We start from the raw sequence: 24,320 nt of genomic DNA on the forward strand, positions 1-24,320 counted from the left end.
TTGGGGGATAGTGCCCCCCGGCTCTGTGTCGTGCTCACTCTAACGGAACGGACGTTCCCGTCATTCCCGGCGGGGGGCAGGCACCGGCCAGTCGGGAGCGAGGTCGAGCCGCTCGATGCGACCGTCGGTGATCGCCGCGACCTCGAAGCGGATCTCGAGCGCCGCGGCCTCCGGGTGTGCCCGGAGCCAGGAGCCGGCTGCGCGGCGCACGCGACGGCGCTTCTCGCGGTCGACGGCTCCGACCGGCCCGCCGTAGCCGCCCCTCGCGCGCTCCTTCACCTCCACGAACGCCAGCCGATTGCCGCGGCGCACGATCAGGTCGAGCTCGTAGCCTCCGACCCGGACGTTCGCGCCGACGATCCGGTAGCCCCGCAGCCGGTAGTGCCTGGCGGCGAGCCGCTCGCCGCGGTTCACGAGGCGAGGGTCTCGACGTACGCGCGGCTCTGGAAGGAGCGGCGATGCTGGGGGCACGGGCCGTGGGCGAGCACGGCTCGGGTGTGCTCCGGCGTGATGTAGCCGACGTGGGAGGAGAACCCGTAGCGCGGGTAGAGGGCGGCCATCCGGCGCATCAGGCGGTCGCGGGTCACCTTGGCCACGATCGATGCGGCCGCGATCGCAGCACTCTTCGTGTCGCCGTCCACCACCGCAGTGTGCGGCGGCGCGAGCGGCCCGAGCCTGAAGCCGTCCACGAGGCAGGCCTCCGCCGGCGGATGGAGCTCGGCGAGGACGGTCCGGAGGCCCTTGAGGTTCGACCGGTGGAGCCCGCGGGTGTCGATCTCGTTCGACGAGATGACACGCACCGCCACTCCGGTCGCGCAACCGAGCACCGCGTGGCAGAGGCGCTCGCGCTCGCCCGGCTCGACCTGCTTGGAGTCGTTCAGGAGCGCAAGCGGCCGGACGCGGTGACCCCGAAGCGCCTCGTAGTCGAGCAGCACGGCGGCGACGACGAGCGGTCCCGCGAGCGACCCGCGACCTGCCTCGTCCGCACCCGCCACGAACCGCGCCCCGAGGCGCCTGTCGTAGCGGAGCAGCCGTTGCCCGGTGGAGATCGCCACCGGCCGAGGATATCCCTCGCCCTCGGACGGGACCGTGCCGGCTTCGTGCCGCCTCTGTGCGGCCTGCAGGGCGGGCCTACGCCGGGAGCACGCACCCCGCGTTCGGAGACTCGAGACGGATCTGGGTCGCCACGCGGGAGGCGAGAGGGATGAGCTCGACCCGGAACCAGTCGCAGCCTCCTTCGACGCGACGCACGGCGCAGATCACGACGCGCGCCTGGCGCTCGACGAACCAGGGTCGCGGATTGCCGGTGCAGTGGACGCCTTCGGCGTCGTATGCCGACTCGTCGGCGACGTACGACTCGACGGCCTCGCGCGCGAAGCGCTGGGTGTCGTCCTCGGCGCCGCCGCAAGCGGCGCTGCCTAGGAGAACAACGACCGCAAGCACGAGGAGAGTGCGCACAACCCGAACTTCTAGTCGTAATCGCGCGAAGCGCGACTACGACTGACGAAGCTCGCGCACGCGCGACTTCTTGCCGACGCGGCCGCGCAGGTAGTAGAGCTTCGCGCGGTTCACGTCGCCGATCATCGCGACCTCCAGCTTCTCGATCTTCGGCGAGTGAAGCGGGAACGTCCGCTCGACGCCCACGCCGAACGAGCTCTTGCGCACCGTGAACGTCTCGCGCACGCCCGATCCCTGCCGCTTGATACAGATCCCCTCGAAGACCTGCACGCGCTGCCGGTTCCCCTCGATCACCTTGAAATGGACACGCACGGTGTCGCCCGCCTTGAAGTCCGGGACGTCACGCAGCTGCCGCTGCTCGAGGCTCTCGATGATCGTGCTCATGTGGAAAGGTCGGCCGAGACCGGTGGCGGATGATAGCGGACGCCGGCGCGCTCCTCAGAGGGTCGCGGGAAGCGAGCATGCAGCTTGCCGCGGCCAACCGATCTAACGGAGGCTGATCCTGTTGGGCGGCCAGTACGTGGCGAACACCTTGCCGATCAGGTTGTCGCGCGGCACGGAGCCCCACTCGCGTGAGTCGCACGACTGCGAGCGGTTGTCGCCCATCATGAAGTAGCCGTTCGCGGGCACCTTGACCGGGCCGAACTCCTCGGTGGAGCGGCGTCCCGGCTCGATATACGACTCGTCCAGCTCTCTGCCGTTGACGAACACGTAGCCCTCGCCACGTCGCAGCCGCACCTCGACCGTCTCGCCGGGCAGCCCGATCAGGCGCTTGACGAAGGTCCCACCCGCGCCGCACTTCACGCGCGCCGCGTCGGGGGTGTCGAAGACGACGATCTCGCCCCTGCGTGGATCGCGGAGGTGATAGATGAAACGGTTCGCGAGCACCCGGTCGGAGAACCGCGCCTCGCAGCCCGAGGCGGGCTGGGCGCAGTGGAGCGTGGGCTCCATGGAGGACGACGGGATCCGGTAGGGATTGACGACGTACGCCTTGACGAGCAGCACGATCGCGACGGCGCCGATGATCGTGACGGCCCAGTCGACGATCACCCGGAGAGGGTCCGGCAGGCGGCGTGTGAGGCGGTCGACCGGGTTGCGCGAGTGACGGTGGGCCTGAGGAGCGGGTCTGGGCGGCGGCTCGTCGGCTTGGGGCCCGAGCGGACCGTCGAGCGGGATCTCGGCCGGTGTCGTCGGCCAGCCTGAGTCGACCCGCCCACTGCCGTCCGTCGGCGCTTGCTCCGGCGCCGGAGGCAGCGGATTCCCCGTGAACGGCTCGCCTTCGAGGGGCCGCTCGGGATCGCGTGGTGTCTCGCGCTCGTCGACGCCGCTCACACGACGCTCCGGGCGCGGCTCTGCTCGCGCCGCCAGCGCTCGATCCGGGCGTGATCGCCGGAGAGGAGCACTTCGGGGACGTCCCAGCCGCGATACGCAGCCGGGCGAGTGTAGTGCGGGTACTCGAGCCCTCCGTCGAGCTCCGGCGAGAAGCTCTCGAGCTCTCCCGAGCCCTCCGCCAGCGCCCCGGGGAGCCGACGGGCAACGGCGTCGAGGAGCACCATCGCGGGCAGCTCGCCGCCGGACAGTACGTAGGGTCCGATGGACACGGCGTCGGTGCAGAGGTGGGAGACGATCCGGTCGTCGAAGCCCTCGAAGCGCGACGAGAGCAAGGCGATCTCGGGCTCGTGCGCGAGCTCCTCGACGAGCTGCTGATCGAGCTGTCGCCCCTGCGGGGTCAACGCGATGATGCGAGAGGGCCGGGCGGTTCCGTAGGCGGCTTCGAGCGCAGCGTCGACCACGTCGACCCGGAGCACCATGCCGGCGCCACCGCCGTACGGGTCGTCGTCCACCTGGCCCGACCGGAGGGGCGTCGTGTCGCGGTAGTTGAGGAGCCTCAGCTCGAGCTCCTCGCCCAGCACCGTCGCCAGCGGCCGCTGCTCGGTGAGCCAGCCGAAGGCGTGCGGTACCTGCGTGAAGACGTCGACGCGCACGGCGACCCAGGGTACCCCCTGAGCTGTGGATCCCGGTTGCGCGGCACTCACCGACGCGACGCGCGGTCAACCGCCGAGGAAGCCGGCGGCCACGACGACCCGCCCGGCCTCGACGTCGATCTCGCGGATCGCATCCTCGATCAACGGGACCAGCGTGCCGGCGTCGAGCTCCAGGTTGTCGTTGGCGAGCCCCGAGTGCACCGTGACGACGCGGCCGAGCTCTCGCCCACTCTCGTCGACCACCGTCAGGCCGACGAGCTCGAACGCGTAGTAGCTGTCCGGGCCCGGCTCCGGCAGGTCCGAGCGTGGGACGGCGAGCTCCGCGCCCCGCTCGACCGCGCGGTCGAGCCGGATCGCCCGGCGACCGCCGCCTGCCCGCCGCGAGAGGGTGATCACCGCCGGCTCGCCGTCGACGATCACCGTGGCGCCGACGACCCAGCGCTGCTCGTCCTCGCTCGCGCGCTCGACGAAGAACGCCCCGTCGAGGCCGTGCGGCCGTCCCACCCGGCCGATCGGCACGAGGCCGTCGTCGGGCTCGGGCACGGCTAATCGGCGATCTCGAGCACGTAGCGCCTGTCGGCGCGCGCACCCGCCGAGCGGACGACCGTGCGCAACGCGCGCGCGACCCGTCCCTGTCGGCCGATCACCTTCCCAACGTCGTCGTCCGCGACGTGGAGGCGGAGGACGACGACGTCGCCCTCGTCGACGCGCTCGACCCGGACGGCGTGAGGCTCGTCGACGAGCCCGCGCGCGATCCAGGCGAGGAGCTCCTCCACGCGCCTACTGGATGCCGGCGGCCTTGATCAGCCGTGCGACCGGGTCCGACGGCTGCGCGCCCTTGGCGAGCCAGTCCTTGACCTTGTCGGCGTCGAGCTCGATCGTCGAGGGGTCGGTCTGCGGGTTGTACCGCCCGACGATCTCGATGAAGCGGCCGTCGCGCGGCGAGCGCGAGTCGGCCACGACGACGCGATAGATCGGGTTCTTCTTCGACCCGACACGCGTCAATCTCATGCGTACTGCCATTCCTTCGAATCCCTTCGTCGTGTGTGCGACGGCCCATTGTGCCCGAATTCCCGGGAGCAGCCGCGCGAAATCGCTAGCGCCGTCCGCGCTTGCCGCGTCCGGCGGTGCCCATGAGCTCCGGCGGCAGCGCGGGCATCTTCCCCTTGCCCATCGACTTCATCACCTTCTCCATCTGCTTGCGTGCCTGCAACAGACGGTTCACGTCCTCGATCGTCGTCCCGCTGCCCGCGGCGATACGCCGCCGCCGAGGCCCGTTGATCACGTGCGGCACCCGCCGCTCCTGCGGGGTCATCGACAGCACGATCGCCTCGATGCGAGCCATCTGGCGCTCGTCGAAGTCGAGGCCCTCGAGCTGGCGGCTCATGCCCGGGACGAGCTTCATCACACCCTGGAGCGGGCCCATCTTCTTCAGCATCCGCGTCGACGCGAGGAAGTCGTCGAAGGTGAACTGGCCCTGGAGCAGCCGCCGTTCCATCTCCTCCTGCTCGTCCTGCTCGACCGCCTGCTCGGCCTTCTCGATCAGCGTGAGGACGTCGCCCATCCCGAGGATGCGCGACGCCATGCGGTCGGGGTGGAACACCTCGAGCTGGTCGAGCTTCTCACCGACAGAGGCGAACTTGACGGGACGGCCGGTGATCGCCTTGACCGAGAGCGCTGCGCCGCCGCGGGCGTCGCCGTCCAGCTTCGTCAGGACGACGCCGTCGAATGCGATCCGCTCCTGGAACGAGCGCGCGACGGCGACCGCGTCCTGGCCCGTCATGGCGTCGAGGACGAGGAGCACGTTCAGCGGCCTGACGGCGTCCCGCACCCGCGCGAGCTCGTCCATCAGGGCCTCGTCGATCTGCAGGCGACCGGCCGTGTCGACGATCACGACGTCGCAGCCCTCGGCGGTCGCCCGCCCGAGCCCCTCGCGCGCGGCGACGACCGCGTCGGCCGTGTCCGTCCGATAGACGGGCACCTGGAGCTGCCGGCCGAGCTGCTCCAGCTGGTCGATCGCCGCCGGCCGCTGCAGGTCGGCCGCGACGAGCCCGGCAGACTTGCGCTCGTGCTTGCGGAGGTGGAGCGCGAGCTTGGCAGCGGCGGTCGTCTTGCCCGAGCCCTGGAGGCCACAGAGGAGCACGACCGTCGGGGGGCGGCCGAACGCGAGCTTCGAGTCGGCCGAGCCCATCAGCTCGGTCAGCTCCTCGTGCACGATCTTGACGACCTGCTGGCCCGGCTCGAGCCCCTTCAGCACTTCCTGCCCGAGCGCGCGCTCGCGTACGGCGTTGACGAACTGCTTGACGACCTCGAAGTCCACGTCCGCCTCGAGCAGGGCGAGGCGGATCTCGCGGGTCGCGCGCGTGACCGTCTCCTCGTCGAGACGGGATCGGCGGCCGAGGTCGCCGAGGGCGTCCTGCAGGCGGTTGGCGAGGGCGTCGAACATGGCATCGCAAGCGTAGCCGGGCCTCCTCCGACCTCCCGGGCCGGCACTCCGAGCTCAGGCCACAGACTGGGCGTGTTCGTCTTCTGACCATGTGGCCAGGAGACCTGCCGCCGCACACGCGCTCCTTGCAGACAGGCTCAGGATGGCTCGGCGACGTGCGTCACGCCGTGATCGACGAGCTCCGACGCGAGGGCGACCATCTCGCTCGGCTCGGTCGCACCCCCTTCGGCGAGCGCGGCGCGCAGGTCCTCGGGGTCGAGTGCCCGCCGGAGCTCGCTCAAGGTCTCTTCGTGCAGCGCCTGCTCGAGCGGCGGTGCCGCCGCCCCGGTCCTGGCTCGCAACGCCTCGGCCGCGCCGGCGAGTAAGCCCGCCGTCCGTGGCTCGCCGCGACCGAGCATCACCGCTGCAACGACATCGAGACAGTACGAGACGCCGTCGTCCTCGCCGAGCCCGGCGTACGTCGCCAGGCTCCCGGAAATCGCACTGAGCGCAGCCGCGTCGTCTCCCTGGCGCAGGAGCCCGAGCGCAACGTTCTCCGCCGCACTCGCGCCTTCGTCACGCATTCCGAGCTCGTCGAAGCGCCGCGCAGCCTCGCGACACGTCTCGATTGCCCGGGTGAGGTCGCCCTGCATCAGCAGGAGGTAGCCGAGGTTGTTCATCGTGCTCGCGAGCGGCAGCCACGCCTGCGCTCGGGTGGCATGCTCGGCCGCCCGCTCGAGGAGCTCGGTCGCCTCCGCGTACTCGCCGCGGACGGCGGCCGCGTTTGCGAGGCCGCTCAGTGCGCTGGCGATCTCGGCGTCGTCCCCGAGCGCGCTGACGACCCGGAGCCGCTCGGCGGCCAGCGCGTGGCCCTCCTCGAGGTCGCCCTCCGCCACCGCGAGCGCGCCGCCCCCGAAGAGGGCGCGGCCGAGCGCGGGCGTCGGGTCGGGCGGGCTCGACTGCAGCGCCTCGCTGATCCAGCGGCGGCCCTCACGGACGTGGCCGCGGACGAACCAGAAGCGCCACAACGCGCCGGACATGCGGAGCAGCAGGTCCGTAGCTCCCGCGTCGCGTGCCCAGGCGAGCGCGGTGTCGAAGTTCGCGTGGTCGTCGGCCAGCCGTCCCAGCCAGAGCGCCTGCTCCGGACCGCGGAGCTGGTCGTAGGCCGTCTCGGCCACGTCGGCGAGATGCTCGGCGAGACGGCGCTGCGCCGCGTCATCCTCGCCATCGGCGCGGAGCCGCTCGAGAGCGTACTCGCGGATCGTGTCGAGCAGCGCGAAACGCGCCCCGCCATCGCCACCGCGGCGCGGCACGACAAGGCTCTTGTCGCGGAGCGACGACAGGAGGCGGAGCGCTGCCTCGTCATCACCGAGAAGGGCCGCCGCGGCCGGGAGCGAAAACCCGCCGGCGAAGACCCCGAGATACTTCAGCGCAGTCTGCTCGTCCGGCTCGAGCAGGTCGTAGCTCCAGTCGATCGTCGCCATCAGCGTCTGCTGCCGGGCCGGCAGGTCTCGCGGGCCGCCGGTCAGGAAGGCGAGCCGCCGCTCCAGCCGCATCAGGATCTCGGACAGCGGCAGCAGGCGGACGCGGGCGGCCGCGAGCTCGATCGCGAGCGGCAACCCGTCCAGGCGCCGACAGATCGCGCGAATCTCGTCCAGCTCCGCCGGGCCCGGCTCGGGCGCCCGCGCCGCCCGCGCGCGGGCAGCGCGGGTGAGGAAGAGCTCGGTGCCGTCGTCCTCGACGAGCGACGGGACGGCGTACTCGGTCTCTGCAGTCACGTGCAGCCGCTCGCGGCTCGTCGCCAGAACCCGCAGCCGAGGACACGCCGCGACGAGGTCGGCGACGAGCGGCGCCGCGGCGATCAGCCGCTCGAAGTTGTCGAGCACCAGAAGGAGCTCTCGGTCGCGGAGGCTACGGACGAGCGCGTCGGCGGCGGTCTCGCCCGGCTCCTCGGTGACGCCCAGCGTCCGGGCGATGACGGCCGGGACGGCGTCCGGATCGTCGACTCCTGCGAGACCGACGAAGAAGGCACCGTCGCCGTACGACTCCACGACCGTGCGTGCAATCTCGACCCCGAGCCGCGTCTTGCCGACCCCGCCCGGCCCCGTCAGCGTCAGCACCGGTGTTCCACCGAGCGCATCGAGGATCTGCTGAATCTCCTCGCGCCTGCCGACGAGCGGCGTGCGCGGCAGCGGCAGGTTCCCGAGCTGCTGAGCCTGCAGCGGCGGAAAGTCGAAGCCGAGCCCCGGCGCAACGAGCTGGAACAGCCGCTCGGGTCGAGGGACGCCCTTGAGGCGGTAGTCGCCGAGGTCGCGCACCTCGATGTCCTCGCCTACGAGGTCTCGTGTCGCCCGCGAGAGCACCACCTGGCCGCCGTGCGCGGCTGCGCAGATGCGTGCTCCGCGGGTGAGGTCGACGCCCACGTAGTACCCGCCGGGCGACAGCTCGGGCTCCCCGGTGTGGACGCCCATCCGCACCTGCACCGGCTCCCCCTGCGGCCACTCGTGCGCCGCAAGCGAGCGCTGAGCCGCTGCGGCCGCCCCCACCGCTTCCCGCGCGCGCTCGAAGGCGAAGAAGAACGCGTCGCCCTGCGTGTCGACCTCGACACCGCCGTGCGCGGCGAACGCCTCGCGCAGCAGGCCCCGGTGTGCGGCGAGCGACTCGTCGTAGCGGACGCCGAGAAGCCGGGCGAGCCGGGTCGACCCCTCGACGTCCGTGAAGAGGAGCGTGACGGTCCCGTGCGGCAGCTCCGGCACGTCGCGCCCCCAGGGTTCAGCCGCCCCGGCGGAGGGCGTCCATCTCTTCGGGCGAGAGCAGGTCGTGCACCTCCTCGGCCTCCAGGTCGAGGAGGATGGCGAGCCTGTTCTCCGGGCTCGTCCACTCGATGCGGACACGAGCCCACTTGCCGTTAGGCTCGAACTTCACGTCATCGATTCTGCCGCCGCGGTCTCCGACGACCGACTCGACACACGCAACGAACCTGCCGGCCGACGTGTCGTTGCCCATGCAGTCCCGCAGCTTGGGGCTCGTCCCTGTCTTGATGCGAACCCATGACCAAGCCATCTGTACCCCTTTTGTCGACGCCTGCGGTGCATCTTTGGGCACGGAAGAGGCAAATACAACTGGCGGCCGCGTCGTAGCCGCCGTCCGGTCGAGCAGACAGGAGCGTTCTTGGGCGGTTGGAGACCGGCGGGAAGGCGCTTCCGAGTTCGTCGGTCCCCCGGTGAGTGGTTCCTCGCGGCCACGCGACTGCGCGGCCGGCGGCGCCCGGCTGGAGGCGACGTCAGCGGACGACTACGTCGAGACGCCGGTGCGGCGCTCGCTAGAGCGCCGCACCCGAGTACGTCGCGGGCAGCGACACAGCGCCCATCCGCTCGACGGTGTCCATCTCGACCGCGAACAGGTTGTGCAGCGGGACGACCTCGAGGACCGGCGCCCCGAGGTAGCCGTGCATCTGCAGCGCCGGCAGGAGCCGGAAGTCGTGGAACGCCCGGAACGTCTGGTCGGTCCGCCAGATCTCCGAGACCACGAGCGCCTCGTCGCCCTCGCCGACCATGTGCAGGATCGCGCCGGCCGGCGGGTTGGCGTCCATGTCGAGCGAGGCGACGACCTCGTCGTACGTCTCCGGGCTCAAGCCGGGGTACCGTGCGAACACCGCTACAGCCATCCGCTCCTCCCTCCTTGTTCGATCCCCCTCGAACGAGTCACTGCTTCGAGGGTACCCCTTCCGGGGGATGGCGTGCAATCCCTCAAAGGCGTGTACCGAAAAACCGCCCAGATGCAGCAAGAACGCCTCATTCGGTGAGCAGAGCCCGGGCGTAGTCGCAGGCGTCGAACGGACGGAGATCATCGACTCCCTCCCCCACGCCCACGAGCTTCACCGGGATTCCGAGCTCGTGAGCGATCGCGACGGCGACGCCGCCCTTGGCCGAGCCGTCGAGCTTCGTCAGCGCCACACCGGTGACGTTCGCGGCCTCCGCGAAGAGCCGCGCCTGCTGCAGGCCGTTCTGGCCCGTCGTCGCGTCGACCACGAGGAGCGTCTCGTGCGGCGCCCCCTCGAGCCGCCCGGCGATCACCCGCCGGATCTTCGCGAGCTCGTCCATCAGGTTGCCCTGCGTGTGGAGCCGGCCCGCCGTGTCGACGATGACGACGTCCCGGCGCCGCGCGCGCCCCGCCTCGACCGCGTCGAACGCGACGGCCGCCGGGTCGGCTCCGCGCGAGCCGCCCACAAAATCCGCGCCCGCCCGCTCCGCCCAGATCTCGAGCTGCTCCTCGGCGGCCGCACGGAACGTGTCGGCGGCGCCGACGAGGACCGACCGGCCGTGCTCGTCGAGCTTGCGCGCGAGCTTGCCGATGGTGGTGGTCTTTCCCGTGCCGTTCACCCCGACGACCAGGACGACCGTCGGCGCCTCCTCCGCGGCAGCGAGCACCGGAGGATCCCCGAAGAGCTCCTCGACCTCCTCGGCGAGCGCGTCCACGAGGTCGGTCAGCTCGCCGCGGGCCTCGAGTCGCCTCACGAGCTCCGCGGTTGCGGGCACGCCGACATCGGCGCGGATCAAGGCGATCTCGAGCCGCTCCCAGGCGTCCTCCTGGGCGGGGTCGAACGACGCACCGAGCTCCGCGGCGAAAGCGCGCCGGCTCTTGCCCAGCGACTCGCGCAGCCGGGAGAAGAAGCCGGCTCGCTCCTCCTCTTCCCGCACACCGTCCTGTTCGTCTCCGAGCAGCTCCGCCCACGTCCGCGACATGGCGGAGAACGCTACTTCAGGCCGTGGCTGCGGTGCGCTCCTCGCGGGGCAGCCGGCGCGAGACGATCTGCGAGATCCCGTCGCCGCCCATCGTCACCCCGTAGAGCACGTCGGCGGCCTCCATCGTCCGCTTCTGGTGGGTGATCACGACGAACTGGGCCCGGTCCGCGTAGCGGCGGAGGAGCTCGACGAACCGCGCGATGTTGGTGTCGTCGAGAGCCGCCTCGACCTCGTCCAGGAGGTAGAACGGGCACGGCTTCGCGAGGAACAGCGCGAACAGGAACGAGATCGCCCCGAGGGCCTTCTCGCCGCCGGAGAGCAGGGTCAGACGGGTGATCTTCTTCCCGACCGGCCGCAGCTCGACCTCGACTCCAGCCTCGGCCACACCGCCCTCCTCCCCATCCGGCTCGACCAGCCGCAGGCGGCCCTCGCCGCCGGGGAAGAGCGTCGAGGCGACCTCTTCGAAGTTCGCGGCGACCGCGGCGAACGTCTCGTCGAAGCGACGGTTCACCGTCTCCGTCAACTCGTCTCGCAGCTCGGCCAGCTCGGCCAGCGAAGCCTCGAGGTCGGCGCGCTGTACCGACAGCCGCTCGAGCCGCTCCTTCTCCTCCTCGTACTCCTCCCTGGCAAGCGGGTTGACCTTGCCGAGCGCCTCGCGACGGGCCTCCAGCCGCGCAACGCGCGCTGCGAGCTCGTCCCGGCCGGTCTCCGGCCCTTCCTCGGGCGCGGGCTCGCCGGCCGCCCCGGCCGCCTCCGCCTCGTCGAGGCGCCGCCGGGCCTCGACCGACTCGCCGTCGAGCCGCGCGAGCTCGACCTCGACGGTCGTCACGCGCTCGGATGCCTCGTCGGCGGCCTGCCGCAGCTCGACCTCGGCCGCGCCGAGACGCCGCAGCTCCCCTCCGAGGCCCGAGGCCCGCGCGGAACCCGCATCGACCCGTGCACGGACTGGCGCCTCGAAGCGGCCGGCCAGCGCGGAGGCACGTCGGAGCGCGTCGCCGAGCGACGCTGACGTGCCGACCAGGCGCTCGAGGAGATCGACGTCGAGGCGGCTGCGTCGTGGAGATCGCTCCACGAGCGCGGCGTCCGCGGCGCGGGCCTCGTCGGCTGCGTGGCGCGCTCGGGCGGCGGCTTCCTCCGCTCTGGCCAGTGCCTCGGCTGCCTCCACAGCCAGGTCGTCCCGTCTCCGGTCGCCGGCGGCTGCGGCTCCGACGGCGGCTCCGCCGAGCCGGGCCAGGACGACCTCGGCGTCTGCCGCTCGGCGACCGGCCTCGGCGGCGTCGCGCCGCGCCTCGGCCTCGAGGCCGGCGAGCCGGCGGATCTCCTCGCCGAGCTCCTGCGACCGCCGGTCGGCCGCGCTCAGGCGCGCGGTGACGGGAGCCTCGAGCCGCGCGACGGCTCCTGCGGCACGCTCGGTCGAGTCGCGGAGCCCTTCGGCGACCGCCGAGAGACGCGAAAGCAACTCGACGTCGAGCGGCCGGCCCCGGAGGTGGGCCACTGCTCCGTACGCGGTCTCCGCAGCCTCCGCAGTGGCCGCCGTCTCGGCCGCTTCGCGCGCAGCCCCTTCCGCGCGGGCGGTCAGCTCGTCGGCCTCGTCGGCGAGTGCCCGGCGACGCGCGTCGAGCTCGAGCAGCACGGCCTCCGCGGCATCCCCGGAGAACCACAGCTCGCCGCGGTCGGCGTCGTAGCCATGGCCCTCGCGGGTGATCGCAATGCCGTGGCTCACCTCCCGGAGGCGTTCCGCGTCCACCAGCCAGATGCCGTCGAGGAGACGCAGCGCGTCGTCCGGGCCGGCGACGAGGCTTCCGAGCCGCTCGGCGCCCCGGAGCGGCGGCCGGTCGGAAGCAGTACCGGCCGAGGGGAGGACGACCGAGAGGCTGCCGAGCCCGCCGGTCCGCGCGCGTTCGAGCAGCGCGAGCCCGTGGTCGGGGTCGGTCGCCAGCAGGGCGGAGGCGCGCCAGGCGAGTGCCGCCGCGACGGCCTTCTCGAGGCCCGGCTCGACCTCGAGCGCCGCGACCGCGAGCCGCTCTCCCGCGGCCGCCAGCACGCGGGCGGCGGGGGCGATGCCTTCTCGTTCCGCGAGCGACCGCTCGAGCGCGGCGAGCCGCTCCCTCGCCGAGCGCGCGCGCTCGGCGAGGTCGTCGCGCTCGCTGGCGGACGCGCGGGCGACCGCGCGGGCATCGTTCGCGCGCTGCTCCAGCTCGACCGGGCTCGGCGCACCACTTCTGGCGCTCGCGCGGGCAGTGTCGTGCTCCTCGCGAAGCCGCCTCGCGAAAGACGTTGCGCTCTCGTGACGTCCGCGAAGTCGCTCGCGGGCCGCGCCGAGAGCGACGAGAGCCCGGTTCGCCTCGCCGTGGCCGCCGGCGAGCTCGCCGAGCCCCCGGTCGACCGCCTCCCGCTCGAGGCGCATCGCCTCCAGACGGCGCTCCGCCTCGTCCGCCGTGGCTCGCTCGGCCGCGGCGAGCAGGGCGTGCGCGTGGCGGGCGCGCTCGGCGGCCTGGCCGCTCTCGAGTGCAGCGTCGCGGGCCGCGGCGCCGGCAGCCCTGGCCGCCTGCTCGAGGGCTCGAAGCGCCTCGTCGCTTCGGGCTCCCTCGGCCCGCCTGGCCTCGTCCAGGTCTTCTCGCAGCCGAGCGGTGACCCCGCCGACCGACTCCTCGCGCACCGCGAGGCGCTCTCCGGCGCCCTGCAGTCGGTAGAGGGCAGCGACGGCCGACTCCCTGGCGCCCGCCGCGTCGGAGAGCTCGATCTCCGCGCTCTCGCGCTCCGAGAGGACGGAGGCGAGCCGCTCCTGTGCGGATCTCCGCGCGAGGGTCGCGGCGGCCCGGCGCTCCTCCGCCTCGGCCCGCCTGCTCTCGAGCACGGCCAGATCCAGCCGGGCGACGCGCGCCCGCAGGCTCGCGACCTCGTGGGCGAGCTTCTCGGCACGCTCGGCCGCCGTCGCCTGGAGCGCCAGCGGGCGCAGCCGCTTGCGCACCTCCTCCTCGACGTCCCTAGCGCGCTCGGCCTGCGCAGCGACACGGGCAAGCTTGAGCTCGGCGCGGTGACGCCGGCGCTTGAACTTGCCGAGGCCCGCCGCCTCCTCGACGAGGGCGCGCCGGTCCTCCGGCTTCGAGGCGAGCACCGCTTCGACCTTCCCCTGGCCGACGATCGAGTGCATGGAGCCGCCGAGGCCGACGTCCGCAAGCAGCTCGACCAGGTCGGTGCGTCGCACCGGCGTGCGGTTGACGAGGTACTGGCCCTCTCCCCCGCGCGCGAGGCGGCGCGCGATCGAGATCTCGCTGAAGTCGAGCTCCGCGCCGAAGCCGCCATCCTCGTTGTCGAACACGAGCTCGACCTCGCAGTGATCGGCCGCTGCGCGGGTCGCCGAGCCGCCGAAGAGGACGTCGTCCGGCTTCTCGGCGCGCATCTCGGAAGGTGTCAACGAGCCCGCCGCCCACACGATCGCGTCGGAGACGTTCGACTTCCCCGAGCCGTTCGGCCCGACGACGACCGCGACTCCGGGCTCGAGGCTCACCTCGACCGGATCGGGGAACGACTTGAAGCCGCGCAGCTTGATCGAGCGCAGGTGCACCGGCGGTGAAGTATCGCGGCGGCGACGGACGACCCGCCGGCGCTCAGACCGTGGGTCCGGAGATCCCGAGCGCAGCCAGTGCTTCCGCGGCCGCCTCCTGCTCGGCGGCCTTCTTGGTCGAGCCGCTGCCGGTGCCGAGCTGCTCGCCGTCGATCAGGGCCGCGCAGACGAAACGGCGCTCGTGCGGGGGCCCGTCGACGTCGAGCACCTCGTACTGCACGGAGCGCCCGCTTCGCGCCAGCGCCTCCTGGAGCTCGGTCTTCGAGTCCACGTGCCCGGTGCTCGCGTATTCGATCCGGTCGTCGAACGCCTCGACGATCGCCGGCGCGACGACGTCGAAGCCGGCGTCGAGGTAGACCGCCGCGATCGCGGCCTCGAGCAGCGCCGCCAGGACGTTCCTGCTCAGCGAGATACGGTCGAGCTCCGGGCCGGGGACGTCCTGCGCCCGGGCGACGAGCACCGAGCCGAGGTCGAGCGAGCGCGCCACCGCGGCGCAGCTCTGCCGCGAGACGACGTGGGCCCGGATCTTCGCGAGCCGTCCTTCCGACGCCTCGGGGAAGCGGTCGTAGAGCGCCCGGGCGATCGCCAGCTCGAGAACCGAGTCCCCGAGGAACTCGAGGCGCTCGTAGGAGGACGCGCGATCCGGCGCCCACGACGTGTGCGTGAAGACGTGCTCGCGGCGCTCGGGGGGAAGGGCGTCGATCAGGCGCGCGAGCGCCCCGCCCTCCCCCACGCGCACCTCACTGATGCTCGACGACGTAGTCGACCGCCTGACCGACCGTCGTCAGCTTCTGGGCGTCCTCGTCCGGGATCTTGAGCCCGAACTGGTCTTCCAGCTCCATGATCAGCTCGACGAGATCGAGCGAGTCGGCGTTGAGATCCTCCTGGAACGCCGCCTCCTCCGAGATCGCGCTCTCGTCGGTACCGAGCTTCTCGACGAGCGCGACCTTGACGCGCTCGTACACTTCATCGCGGGATAGAGCCACTGCGCAACCTCACTGTCGATGCGGGGTGGATTGAGTCGCAGGACTCTAACAGCCTTCCCGTGGAGGAACCCATGGTTCCCCACGAGCCCCCTCCTTCTCGACGTGGGGGAACCCATGGTTCCCCCACGAGCCCCCACCTCCGGGTTGCGCACAGATCAGCCCGGTCTGGCCTCCCGGCCGGCGAAGCCGGCCTCCCGCCGCGACGCGACGCGCACGGGATGAACCGATGTCCGCCTGAAGTCGCCTAGCGCTCGACCGTCGCGCCGCTCGAGCGCGCCCCGCTCGAGCGCGCCTCACCGCGCGCGGCGGGCAGCCGCTCGGCGAGCCGTTCCACGAGTCGGTGCTCGACCCCGCGGGCTGCCATCCTCGTCGCGTTCCCGACCGCCACCCGGGAGCTCGAGCCGTGCGCTATGACGACGAGGCCCTTGAGGCCGAGGAGGTACCCGCCGCCGGTCGTCTCGGGGTCGAGCCGAGCCCGGAGCCCCCGCGCCGCGGGACGGATGAGCAGGCCCCCGACGCGCCCGCGGACGGACGAGCGGATCTCCGAGCGAAGCGCCTCGAGGATGCTCCGGATCGTGCCCTCGAGGGTCTTCAGGGCGACGTTGCCCGTGAAGCCGTCGCACACGACCACGTCCGCCTCCCCCTCGAGCAGCCCGCGGCCCTCCGTGTTCCCGTCGAAGCGGAGATCGGCCTCGGCGAGGAGGGCGTGCGCCTCGAGCGTGAGCTGGTTTCCCTTTTCGGGCTCCTCGCCGATCGAGAGGAGCCGCACGGAGGGGTCTCGGACGTCGAGGACGTCCTCGGCGAAGACGACGCCCATGTGGGCGAACTGGACGAGGTGCTCCGGCCGCGCTTCCGCGTTCGCGCCCGCGTCGATCAGCACCGTCGGGCCGCGTCTGGACGGGATCACGATCGCGATCCCCGGCCGGAGGACGCCCGGCAGCCGCCGAACGTGCAGGAGCGACGCCGCCAGCACCGCGCCGGTGTTGCCTGCAGAGACGACAGCCGCGGCGTCGCCGTCGCCGACTGCCCTCACCGCCCGCACGAGCGACGAGTCGGGCTTGGCCCGCACGGCGTCCGCAGGCTTCTCGTGCATCGCGATCGCCTCCGTGCACTCGACGAGCTCGAGCCCCGACGTCTCGAGCGACGGGGTGCCGTAGAGGACGGGGACGATCGTGCCCGACGCAGCCTCGACGGCGCCGGCGACCACCTCGTCAGGGGCGCGGTCGCCCCCGAGCGCGTCGATCGCGACGCGGGTCGCCATCGGGGAGCGCTACGGGGCGGGCGCCCGCAGCGGCCTGACCTCGCGGCCGCGATACGTCTTGCAGGTCGGGCAGACGCGATGCGACTGCTTCGGCGAGCCGCAGTTCTCGCAGGTCGAGACGCGCGGCGCAGCGATGCTGTGCTGGGCCCGGCGCTTGTCGCGGCGGGACTTGGAGGTCTTGCGCTTCGGAACGGCCATGAGCGGCCGCGCAGTTTACCTACTCCCGGAGCCGAGATCCGGAAGAGCGGACACCCGCCGCCGATCTCCGCCTGCGGCGGGGCAGATCGGTGAAGGCGCCCGCTGTCGCGGTCGCAGCGGGCGCGGGCATGCCGGCGCTAGCCGAGCGCGAGCTCCCGTGTCGGAGCCACTGCCTCGAGGAAGCGGCGGTCGTGCGAGACGACGACGAGCGCACCGTCCCAGCCCGCGAGCGCCTGCTCGAGCTGCTCCACGGCCTCGAGATCGAGATGGTTGGTGGGCTCGTCGAGGACGAGGAAGTTGACCCCCGCGGCCTGGAGCTCCGCGAGGTGAGCCCTCGTCCGCTCCCCCGGGGAGAGCGTCTCGCACGGACGGCCGACGTGGTCGGCTCCCAGGCCGAACTTCGCGAGCAGTGTCCTGGCGTCGACCGGGATCAGCCCCGTGCGTCGCGCAAACGCATCGAGCAGGGTCTCCGCCGCGATGTACGCGACCCGCTCCTGCCCGATCACGCCGGCCACGACACCGCGGCCGAGCGTCCGCGTACCGGCGGAGAGCTCGATCTCGCCGAGCAGCGCGCGCAGGAGCGTCGTCTTCCCCGTCCCGTTCAAGCCCGTCACCGCCAGCCGCTCGCCGGGATGGAGCTCGAGGTCGAGCGGCCCGAGTCGGAACGTTCCCCGCTCGACGAGCGCGGCGGAGAGCCGGGCGACCGTGGAGGGGAGCCGGCCGGTGGAACGAAGCTCGAGCCGGAGCTCCCACGGCTCGAAGGGCTTCTCCGGGAGCGGGTTCCGCTCGAGCAGGCGTTCCGCCTGTCGCACCTTCGTCCGGAGCGCATTCGTGCCGCGGCGATCCGCGCCCCCCGTCTTCTCACCGAGGCCGGCGCCCTGACCTCGCGCCTCCGTGCGCCTCGTCGACAACAGGGTCGTGAGCTCGCGGCGCCGCTCCTGGACGTCGGCGAACCGTGCGTACGCGGCGCGTCGGGCCTCGTCGCGGCGTCGCGCGTAGTCCGACCAGCCGCCGCTCCACTCGACGATCCGATGCGCGCGCGGGTCGATCTCGGCGATGCGATGGACGGTCGTGTCGAGGAATGCCCGGTCGTGGGAGACCAGCACGATCGCGCCCCGGTAGGCGACGACGAACCCGGTCAGCCGCGCGAGGCCCTCGGCGTCCAGGTCGTTCGTCGGCTCGTCGAGCAGCAGGAGGTCCGCCTGGGCGAGAAGCACTGCGGCGAGCGACGCCCGCGCCGCCTCGCCGCCCGACAGCCCCGAGAACTGCCGGTCGAGCGCGGCTCCGAGGCCGAGCACCGCGCAGACCGACGTCGCGCGCGCCTCGAAGTCCGCTCCTCCAATCGCCATGAAGCGCGACAGCGCCAGGTCGTAGCGGTCGGACGACGCTCGTGCGGATCGGACACGAGCGTCGTCCACGGGAGACAGAGCAGCGGCCGAGGCCTGAAGCTCGCGCTCGGCCGCGGCGACTCCGGTTCGACGTGCGAGGCGCTCGTACAGCGTCTCCCCGGGGAGCGCCTCCGCCTCCTGCGGCAGATGGGCGACGGTGAGGGTCGGAGGATCGAGGGCCACGACGCCGCGGTCGGGCGCCTCCTCGCCTGCCAGCAGGCGCAGGACGGTCGACTTGCCGACGCCGTTCGGCCCCACGAGGCCGATGCGCGCACGCGGCCCCACCTCGAGCGAGGCGTCGTCGAGGACGACCTGTGCTCCGTGGGACTTCGTGACACCTGCGAGGCGTGCACGCATGACGGGGACCTCCTGCGGGACGAGGGCAGCTTCCTCACCAGAGGGCTGCGGGATGCGAGTGTCCGCGTTCAGTCCGTCATGGGCGTGCGCCGGAGCGCGGAGTCAAGCTAGCACGCCCGTCGAGCTCAGCCGGGGCTCCCGTCGAGGAACATCCGGAGGCGCGTTGCCGTGCGGGGGCCCCGCCACTCCTCCCTCGCCGGCGACTGGAGCGCCAGGGCGAGCGGTCGCATGTTCACCGCGCGGCAGATCCAACCGAGACGCAGCGCGGTCGCGTGCGCGGCCTCGAGCTCGTCGCGCGACCCGTACTCGGAGAACGAGGCGAGGTAGGCGTCGCGAAACGGGGTGAGGTCGACGGAGCCCTCCACGTCGTCGAGCCCCCACGAGAGAACGCCCTCGAGGGTGACCGACATGGTGAAGAACGGGTGCGAGACGCACGAGTCGCCCCAGTCGAAGAAGAGGTAGCCGCCGTCCCGCACGAAGACCTGCCCGTCGTGGAGGTCGTCGTGCTGGACGGTCTCGGGGATCCCGACCTCGGCGAGTCGGAGGCACATCTCCCCCACCTCCGGCACGAGTTCGGTCAGCCGGGCGAGCTCGTCGGACGTGAGGCCGTCGGTCTCGCCGATCAGTCGCTCGTACTCCGAGGCGAGTGTCGCCAGGCCTCGTTCGGGCGTTCCGAGCGCGACGAGCCGGTCGGCGTGCTCCGCCGTCGCGAGCTGGAGCTCGCCGTAGAGCGGGAGGACGTCGGTCCAGCGATCCAGCCTCCTTTCGCGCTCCACCACCTCGCGCAGCCGCTCGCCGCCGTCGGCCATCAGCATCCACCCGCGGGCGGGATCGGACGCGAGCAGCGCGGGGACGAGGTCCGGCCTCGTCGAGGCGAGCACGCCGACGACGCCCGCCTCGTGCGCCGCGGTCGGATGGTTTGCCTTGAACCAGCGCCCTCCGGCCGAGGTCGGCACGCGCAGCACGGTCGACCAGGCCTCGATGTGGGGCTGCTCGATCGGCCCGGTCACCTGCGCGCCCGCGTCCTCCACCCTGTCGTGGATCCACGCATGCGCGCCGGCCAGCCAGTCGGGGTCGGTCCAGGGGTGCACGCCTGAACCGTAGGCCGACCGTGCTGCCGTCGCCGTGGGGAGAACCGCACCTCGCAGGCGAGGAGCGTCAGCCGTCCGCGGGCTCCCCGCGGAGCGCCTCGAGCGCTGCCCAACGGGGATCCGCCGACGCCTCGGCGTGCGCGTGCGGCTCCACGTTCAGGTCCTTCCCGCACACGGGGCAGAGGCCCGCGCAGTCGGGTCTGCAGAGGATCTGGTTCGGGACCTCCAGCGCGATCTGGTCGCGTGCCCAGGCTGCGACGTCCAGCTCCCCGTCCCCCACGTACTCGGAGTGGAGCTCCTCGTCGCCGCCCGGGCTCGCCGCCTCGTACTCCTGGGCGTCGACCCGGATGGCGACACCGGCGGGCGAGAGGCAGCGCATGCAGGGCCCCTCGAGCCGTGTGGCGAGCGCGAGCCGGAACACGTCGCCACTCGACGCTCGCTGGACGACGAGCTCGGCGGGCACATCCCCAGGCGTCGGCGCGTACGCCTCGCCGCCGAAGACGAGTGGCTCGAGCTCGAGACGAAGGGTCTCGCGATGCTCCTCGCCGGGGCGGAGGCGAAGCGCGCGGATGGGAAAGCGGCTCATGTCGCGAGCGTAGCGCCGCGGAGCGATCCGGCCGCGCTCTCAGAGCACGTCGAGAAAGCCGTCGACGGGCGCCAGTCCGCGCATCTCGGCGGCGACGCCCTCCGCAGCGTCACGAAAGGCGGCGTCCTCGAGGACGTGCTCGACGCCGCGCCCGATCCCGTCCAGCGAGGAGACGATGCCCGCGCCCACGGCGGCGACCCGAACGGCGTTGTGGGGCTGGTCGGCGAACAGCGGGACGACCACGAGCGGGACCCCGGCCTCGAGCGACCCCAGCGTCGTCCCCGAGCCGCCGTGGCACACGACGGCGGCGGCGTGCTGGAGCACCGTCGCCTGCGGCACCCAGCGCTCCACGTGGACGTTCGGAGGCACGTCGGCGAGCTCGAGCTCACCGCCGGTCGTGAGCAGGACCCGACAGGGGAGGCGGGCGGCTGCCTCCAGCGCCTTCCCGTACGCGACCGCTGCGGGCGGGACCGCGGCGGCGACGCTGCCGAAGCTGACGTAGACCAGCGGGCGCGTGTCTCGCGGCCACCAGTCGGGGAGCGACCCGGCGCTGCGAGCAGTCGTGTCGCTGAACCGGGCAACCGGGAAGGAGGCGCGATCGAGCGACTCCGGCCAGCACGTCAGGTACGGCGAGCGTGCGATTGCGACGGTGATACCCGGCCGCTCGTCCTCGAGCGGCAGGGTCGCGATCGCGAGCGCGCCCTCGTCGACCAGCGCAAGACCGATCGCGACGCGCGCATGCGGGACGCCCGCCTCCTCGGCGGCGATCGCCGACGCATACTCGTTCGGCTCGCGCAGGACGAGATCCGGCCGCCACTCGTCGATCGCAGCCCGGAGGGTCGGGAGCATCGCCCGGACGTTGAGCCGGGCGAAGATGTGGCCGACGACCACGACGTCGCCCTGGCCCGGCGGCTGGGCCGGCATCCCGGCCCACACCGGCCCGAGCTCCTCGTCGGGGGGCGTCGCGCCCGGTCGGAAGGGATACCCGCCCGGATCGAGGGTCGGAGGACCGACCACGAGGACCTCGTGCCCGCCGCGGACGCACGCCTCCAGGAACGGCACGAGCGGCCCGAAGTGACCCGCCCCCTGCGTCGACGCGAAGAGCACCCTCACGCAGCGACTCTAGATGGCCTCGGGGGGCCCGAAGGGCCGTGATTCATGAGGTTTCCGTAAGGCGGGTGAATCTTCCGTAAGCAGGTCGTTCGGTGCCCGAGATCCGGGTTAGACCTGAGTCGTCACATCGACGAAAGGACCCACGCGATGCGCACGACAGGAAGGATCAACCTCGTCTGGACGCTCGCCGCCGCGGCGCTCGCGTCCCTGGCGACGATTCTCGCGTTGCCGGGCGGCGGCGGGGCCGTCACCCAGGCGGTACCCGGCAACACGGTCGAGCCCAGGATCACCGGCTCCGCCACGGTGGGCTCCACGCTGACCGCGAGCCAGGGCACCTGGACCGGCGCTCCCACGAGCTTCGCGTACCAGTGGGTGCGCTGCCCCAGGGGCGGCGGCCTGCCCACCGGCGCCGACTGCGCGGCGATCAGCGGCGCGACCACCACGCAGTACGTCGTCGGCACCGCCGACGTCGACCGCCGTCTGCGCGTGCGCGTCACGGCGGCGAACGCCGAGGGCTCGCGGACCGCGGCATCGAATGCGACCGCGATCGTGCGGGCGCCCGACGCTGGTCGCCCCACGAACGTCCAGCCGCCGACCCTGAGCGGCACGGCGACCCAGGGCCAGACGCTGCGCGTCACCCCGGGCACGTGGAACGGCCTGCAGCCGATCACGTTCACGTTCACGTGGCTCCGCTGCGACACCAACGGGAACAACTGCGTCCTGCAGCCCGGATTCAACGACGACTCCTACGTCGTCCGCGAGGGCGACGTCGGGAAGACGTTGCGCGCGAGGGTCATCGCCCGGAACAACCGCGGCGAGTCGAGCAGGCTGACCGCGCAGAGCCCGGTCGTCCGAGGGCCCGAGGGCCCCGCCGGCATGATCACCCTGCCGAACGGCGAGCGGTCGATCCCGGTGACGAGCGTCCCGCCGAACGAGAGCCTCGTCGTCGACCAGACCGTGTTCGGCACGAACCCGATCCGCTCGCGGACGTCGCCGTTCCAGGTCCGGATCAAGGTGAAGGACTCGCGCGGGTTCGTCGTGCGGGACGCCCTCGTCTTCTTCCGCTCGACGCCGCTCGTGACGCAGAACGCCCAGGATCAGCGCACCGGCCAGGACGGCTGGCTGACCCTCACGGTCACGCCGGAGCGGGACTTCCCGGCGCTCCGGAACGACTACAACCTGCAGTTCTACGTCAAGGCGCACCGTCAGGGCGACCCGGTGCTCGCCGGCGTCGCCGGCACGCGGCTCGTCCAGGTGCCGCTGGCCGGGTAGGCGACCGTGGGCGGGGATCCGACTGCGGATCCCCGCCCACGGCTGGGTGCGGCGCGAGGCAGGGCCTCGCGGCCGCTCACTGGTAGCTGTCGACCTCCGCCGCGCTGCCGTCGCGCTCGATCGGGCCGATCCCGGCGACGACCGTCTCCTGGGAGCGCTCGTGCAGCCGCTCCCGCCCGCGACGGACTGCGCCGAGGAACTTGTCCAGGTTGACCTCGAGGGTCGAGAGGATCCCGTCTGCCCAGTCCTCCATCTCGAGTCGCGTCTCGCGTGCGTCGCGGCGCGCCTCCTCGACGATGTCCTGGGACTGGCGCTCGGCGAGCTTCACGATCTCGGTCTGCGATGCCTCCCGCAGCGCCTGCTCGCGTGCCTCTCCGATGAGCCGATCGCACTCGCGCTTCGCCTCCGCGAGCATCTCCTGACGTTCCTTCACGATCCAGCGGGCCTGCTTGATCTCCTCGGGGATCGTCGCGCGCATCTGGTCGAGGATGTCGTAGATCTCCTCGCGGTCGATGCGGACCTGGTCGGTCAGGGGCACCGCCTTGGCGTTGTGCACGAGATCGTCGAGCTTGTCGATGAGTACGAGGACGTCCATGCCACGGATGGTACTCGCGACCCCGGAGGGCGTGTTGTGGCGTGGGGGAACCCATGGCTCCCCCACGACCCCCCTCCTCCGGGTGCGGACACCACAGACCGGCGTTGGCCTCCCAGCCGGCAAAGTCGGCCTTCGGCCGCTACGGCTCGTGTTCCCAGACCGGAGACACCCGAGGGCGAGACCGGCCCGGGTCTGACACGAGCGGGTCAGTCCTGTGGGCTCAGCGGCGCGCCCGGCCTGCCGTCCGGGTACAGCTCACGGAAGCGGCGGGCGACGCCTTCCGTCACCAGCTCCTCGACGTTCCCGCCGAACGAGGCGATCTCCTTGACCCCGCTCGAGGAGACGAACGCGTACTCGGGGCTCGACATCACGTACATCGTCTCGACCTCCGGGGCGAGGAGGTGGTTGAGCCGGTTCATCTGGAACTCCCACTCGAAGTCGGCGATCACGCGCAGCCCTTTCACCATCGTGCGTGCGCCGTGCTTGCGGGCGAAGTCGACCACGAGCTCGCTGAACACGTCCACGACGACGTTGGGGAGGCCCACGAGCGCCTCCTCGAGAAAGGCCACCCGCTCCTCGACGCTGAAGAGCGTCTGCTTGTGGTGCGGATCGCGGACGACCCCGACGACCACGCGGTCGAAGATCGCCGCGGCGCGGCGGATCACGTCGACGTGCCCGAGCGTCACCGGGTCGAAGGTGCCCGGGTTGATGGCGACGATGGGTGCGCGGTCGTTCATGTCGGGTTCAGGACGTGAAGACGGTGAGCCGCGCGGAACCGTACCGCCGCGATGTCCGGAGGTCGAGAGGGAGCGTCGGCTCGATCCGGGCGTCGGTCTCGACGACGACCATCCCCGGGCTCGCGACGACGGCCGGCACGAGCTCGGCCAGCTTCTGCTCGAGGCTCTCCCACTGCTCGTACGGCGGGTCGAGCAGCACGAGCTCGTGGCGGCGCCCGGCGGAGCGCTCGTCGCGAAGGACCGTGAGCGCGTCCCTCCGGTCGACGATCGCGCCGGTGAGCCCGAGCGCCTCGAGATTCTCGCCGATCACCCTGGCCGCCGACGCATCCGTCTCGACGAAGAGGCACCTCCGGGCGCCGCGGGACAGAGCCTCGATCCCGAGCGCGCCGGACCCCGCGTAGAGATCGAGCACGGACGCGCCGCCGAGGGGGCCGACGAGGTTGAAGAGCGCCTCGCGCACCCGGTCGCCCGTCGGCCGGGTGTGCGCCCCCTTCGGCGCCGCGATCCGACGGCCCCTGTGCGTTCCACCGATGACCCTCAAACCGCGTGGAGGCT

The 24,320-nt window shown here is 72.3% G+C and carries 27 protein-coding genes; 1 reads left to right on the forward strand and 26 read right to left on the reverse strand.

Translation table 11 applies throughout. The features are described from left to right. Positions 1–60 precede the first annotated feature (60 nt). The 23 genes from VFO26_RS08760 to VFO26_RS08870 all read right to left on the reverse strand — a co-directional run bounded on the left by VFO26_RS08760 (position 61) and on the right by VFO26_RS08870 (position 21,161). Positions 61–414, reverse strand: coding sequence for a YraN family protein (locus tag VFO26_RS08760; RefSeq protein WP_325114566.1), 354 nt, complete (start codon positions 412–414; stop codon positions 61–63). Next, positions 411–1,055 carry a ribonuclease HII gene (locus VFO26_RS08765; RefSeq protein WP_325114567.1) on the reverse strand — a complete coding sequence of 215 codons (645 nt, stop codon included), beginning with the start codon at positions 1,053–1,055 and terminating at the stop codon, positions 411–413. The genes VFO26_RS08760 and VFO26_RS08765 overlap by 4 nt, the downstream gene beginning before the upstream one ends. Before the next feature lie 76 nt (positions 1,056–1,131). Next, on the reverse strand, positions 1,132–1,458 hold the full coding sequence (locus VFO26_RS08770; protein WP_325114568.1) for a hypothetical protein: 327 nt from the start codon (positions 1,456–1,458) through the stop codon (positions 1,132–1,134). 36 nt (positions 1,459–1,494) lie between these two features. Next, a complete protein-coding gene (gene rplS / locus VFO26_RS08775) occupies positions 1,495–1,842 on the reverse strand; it encodes a 50S ribosomal protein L19 (RefSeq protein ID WP_325114569.1) in 348 nt (115 codons plus the stop codon). Positions 1,843–1,944: 102 nt separating this feature from the next. Then, the gene (lepB, locus tag VFO26_RS08780; protein ID WP_325114570.1) at positions 1,945–2,790 is read right to left on the reverse strand and encodes a signal peptidase I; all 846 of its coding nucleotides are present in this window, start codon (positions 2,788–2,790) and stop codon (positions 1,945–1,947) included. Beyond that, a complete protein-coding gene (gene trmD / locus VFO26_RS08785) occupies positions 2,787–3,443 on the reverse strand; it encodes a tRNA (guanosine(37)-N1)-methyltransferase TrmD (protein ID WP_325114571.1) in 657 nt (218 codons plus the stop codon). Before trmD ends, lepB begins: the two co-directional genes overlap by 4 nt. Before the next feature lie 66 nt (positions 3,444–3,509). Then, positions 3,510–3,986, reverse strand: a complete 477-nt coding sequence (gene rimM / locus VFO26_RS08790; protein ID WP_325114572.1) for a ribosome maturation factor RimM — start codon at positions 3,984–3,986, stop codon at positions 3,510–3,512. Positions 3,987–3,988: 2 nt separating this feature from the next. After that, on the reverse strand, positions 3,989–4,219 hold the full coding sequence (locus tag VFO26_RS08795; protein ID WP_325114573.1) for a KH domain-containing protein: 231 nt from the start codon (positions 4,217–4,219) through the stop codon (positions 3,989–3,991). Positions 4,220–4,223: 4 nt separating this feature from the next. After that, positions 4,224–4,466 carry a 30S ribosomal protein S16 gene (gene rpsP, locus VFO26_RS08800; RefSeq protein WP_325114575.1) on the reverse strand — a complete coding sequence of 81 codons (243 nt, stop codon included), beginning with the start codon at positions 4,464–4,466 and terminating at the stop codon, positions 4,224–4,226. Between the two features lie 73 nt (positions 4,467–4,539). Beyond that, positions 4,540–5,889, reverse strand: coding sequence for a signal recognition particle protein (ffh, locus tag VFO26_RS08805; RefSeq protein WP_325114576.1), 1,350 nt, complete (start codon positions 5,887–5,889; stop codon positions 4,540–4,542). A 137-nt stretch (positions 5,890–6,026) separates the two neighbouring features. Then, on the reverse strand, positions 6,027–8,624 hold the full coding sequence (locus VFO26_RS08810; protein ID WP_325114577.1) for an ATP-binding protein: 2,598 nt from the start codon (positions 8,622–8,624) through the stop codon (positions 6,027–6,029). 16 nt (positions 8,625–8,640) lie between these two features. After that, positions 8,641–8,793, reverse strand: coding sequence for a hypothetical protein (locus VFO26_RS08815; RefSeq protein ID WP_325114578.1), 153 nt, complete (start codon positions 8,791–8,793; stop codon positions 8,641–8,643). 397 nt (positions 8,794–9,190) lie between these two features. Continuing rightward, entirely contained in the window at positions 9,191–9,535 is a 345-nt protein-coding gene (locus tag VFO26_RS08820) for a hypothetical protein (protein ID WP_325114579.1), read from the reverse strand. Positions 9,536–9,662: 127 nt separating this feature from the next. Further along, positions 9,663–10,613 carry a signal recognition particle-docking protein FtsY gene (gene ftsY / locus VFO26_RS08825; protein ID WP_325114580.1) on the reverse strand — a complete coding sequence of 317 codons (951 nt, stop codon included), beginning with the start codon at positions 10,611–10,613 and terminating at the stop codon, positions 9,663–9,665. A 16-nt stretch (positions 10,614–10,629) separates the two neighbouring features. Beyond that, the gene (smc, locus tag VFO26_RS08830) at positions 10,630–14,181 is read right to left on the reverse strand and encodes a chromosome segregation protein SMC (RefSeq protein WP_325114581.1); all 3,552 of its coding nucleotides are present in this window, start codon (positions 14,179–14,181) and stop codon (positions 10,630–10,632) included. A 43-nt stretch (positions 14,182–14,224) separates the two neighbouring features. After that, complete coding sequence (gene rnc, locus VFO26_RS08835) at positions 14,225–14,920, reverse strand: ribonuclease III (protein ID WP_325114582.1); 696 nt, start codon at positions 14,918–14,920, stop codon at positions 14,225–14,227. A gap of 1 nt (position 14,921) precedes the next feature. Then, positions 14,922–15,146 carry an acyl carrier protein gene (gene acpP / locus VFO26_RS08840; RefSeq protein WP_325114584.1) on the reverse strand — a complete coding sequence of 75 codons (225 nt, stop codon included), beginning with the start codon at positions 15,144–15,146 and terminating at the stop codon, positions 14,922–14,924. 265 nt (positions 15,147–15,411) lie between these two features. Further along, positions 15,412–16,428, reverse strand: coding sequence for a phosphate acyltransferase PlsX (gene plsX, locus VFO26_RS08845; RefSeq protein ID WP_325114585.1), 1,017 nt, complete (start codon positions 16,426–16,428; stop codon positions 15,412–15,414). A gap of 9 nt (positions 16,429–16,437) precedes the next feature. After that, on the reverse strand, positions 16,438–16,626 hold the full coding sequence (gene rpmF / locus VFO26_RS08850) for a 50S ribosomal protein L32 (RefSeq protein ID WP_325114586.1): 189 nt from the start codon (positions 16,624–16,626) through the stop codon (positions 16,438–16,440). A gap of 137 nt (positions 16,627–16,763) precedes the next feature. After that, positions 16,764–18,371 carry an ABC-F family ATP-binding cassette domain-containing protein gene (locus VFO26_RS08855; protein WP_325114587.1) on the reverse strand — a complete coding sequence of 536 codons (1,608 nt, stop codon included), beginning with the start codon at positions 18,369–18,371 and terminating at the stop codon, positions 16,764–16,766. Between the two features lie 125 nt (positions 18,372–18,496). Beyond that, positions 18,497–19,462, reverse strand: a complete 966-nt coding sequence (locus VFO26_RS08860; RefSeq protein ID WP_325114588.1) for a phosphotransferase — start codon at positions 19,460–19,462, stop codon at positions 18,497–18,499. Between the two features lie 67 nt (positions 19,463–19,529). After that, positions 19,530–20,048 carry a DUF177 domain-containing protein gene (locus VFO26_RS08865; RefSeq protein ID WP_325114589.1) on the reverse strand — a complete coding sequence of 173 codons (519 nt, stop codon included), beginning with the start codon at positions 20,046–20,048 and terminating at the stop codon, positions 19,530–19,532. 39 nt (positions 20,049–20,087) lie between these two features. Further along, a complete protein-coding gene (locus VFO26_RS08870; protein ID WP_325114591.1) occupies positions 20,088–21,161 on the reverse strand; it encodes a glycosyltransferase in 1,074 nt (357 codons plus the stop codon). A 147-nt stretch (positions 21,162–21,308) separates the two neighbouring features. Between VFO26_RS08870 and VFO26_RS08875 the strand changes: the two genes are divergently transcribed. Further along, complete coding sequence (locus VFO26_RS08875) at positions 21,309–22,433, forward strand: hypothetical protein (RefSeq protein WP_325114592.1); 1,125 nt, start codon at positions 21,309–21,311, stop codon at positions 22,431–22,433. Between the two features lie 76 nt (positions 22,434–22,509). Here the strand turns inward: VFO26_RS08875 and VFO26_RS08880 are convergent, their stop codons facing one another. From VFO26_RS08880 to rsmD, 3 genes are all read right to left on the reverse strand, one after another. Further along, positions 22,510–23,028 (reverse strand): hypothetical protein, encoded by a 519-nt coding sequence (locus VFO26_RS08880; RefSeq protein ID WP_325114593.1) that lies wholly within the window; start codon positions 23,026–23,028, stop codon positions 22,510–22,512. 206 nt (positions 23,029–23,234) lie between these two features. Then, positions 23,235–23,765 carry a pantetheine-phosphate adenylyltransferase gene (gene coaD / locus VFO26_RS08885; protein WP_325114594.1) on the reverse strand — a complete coding sequence of 177 codons (531 nt, stop codon included), beginning with the start codon at positions 23,763–23,765 and terminating at the stop codon, positions 23,235–23,237. Between the two features lie 7 nt (positions 23,766–23,772). After that, positions 23,773–24,306, reverse strand: a complete 534-nt coding sequence (gene rsmD / locus VFO26_RS08890) for a 16S rRNA (guanine(966)-N(2))-methyltransferase RsmD (protein WP_325114595.1) — start codon at positions 24,304–24,306, stop codon at positions 23,773–23,775. Positions 24,307–24,320: the final 14 nt, after the last annotated feature.

Origin of the sequence: Gaiella sp., from assembly GCF_035710885.1 — a bacterium.
Taxonomy (GTDB): Bacteria; Actinomycetota; Thermoleophilia; order Gaiellales; family Gaiellaceae; genus Gaiella.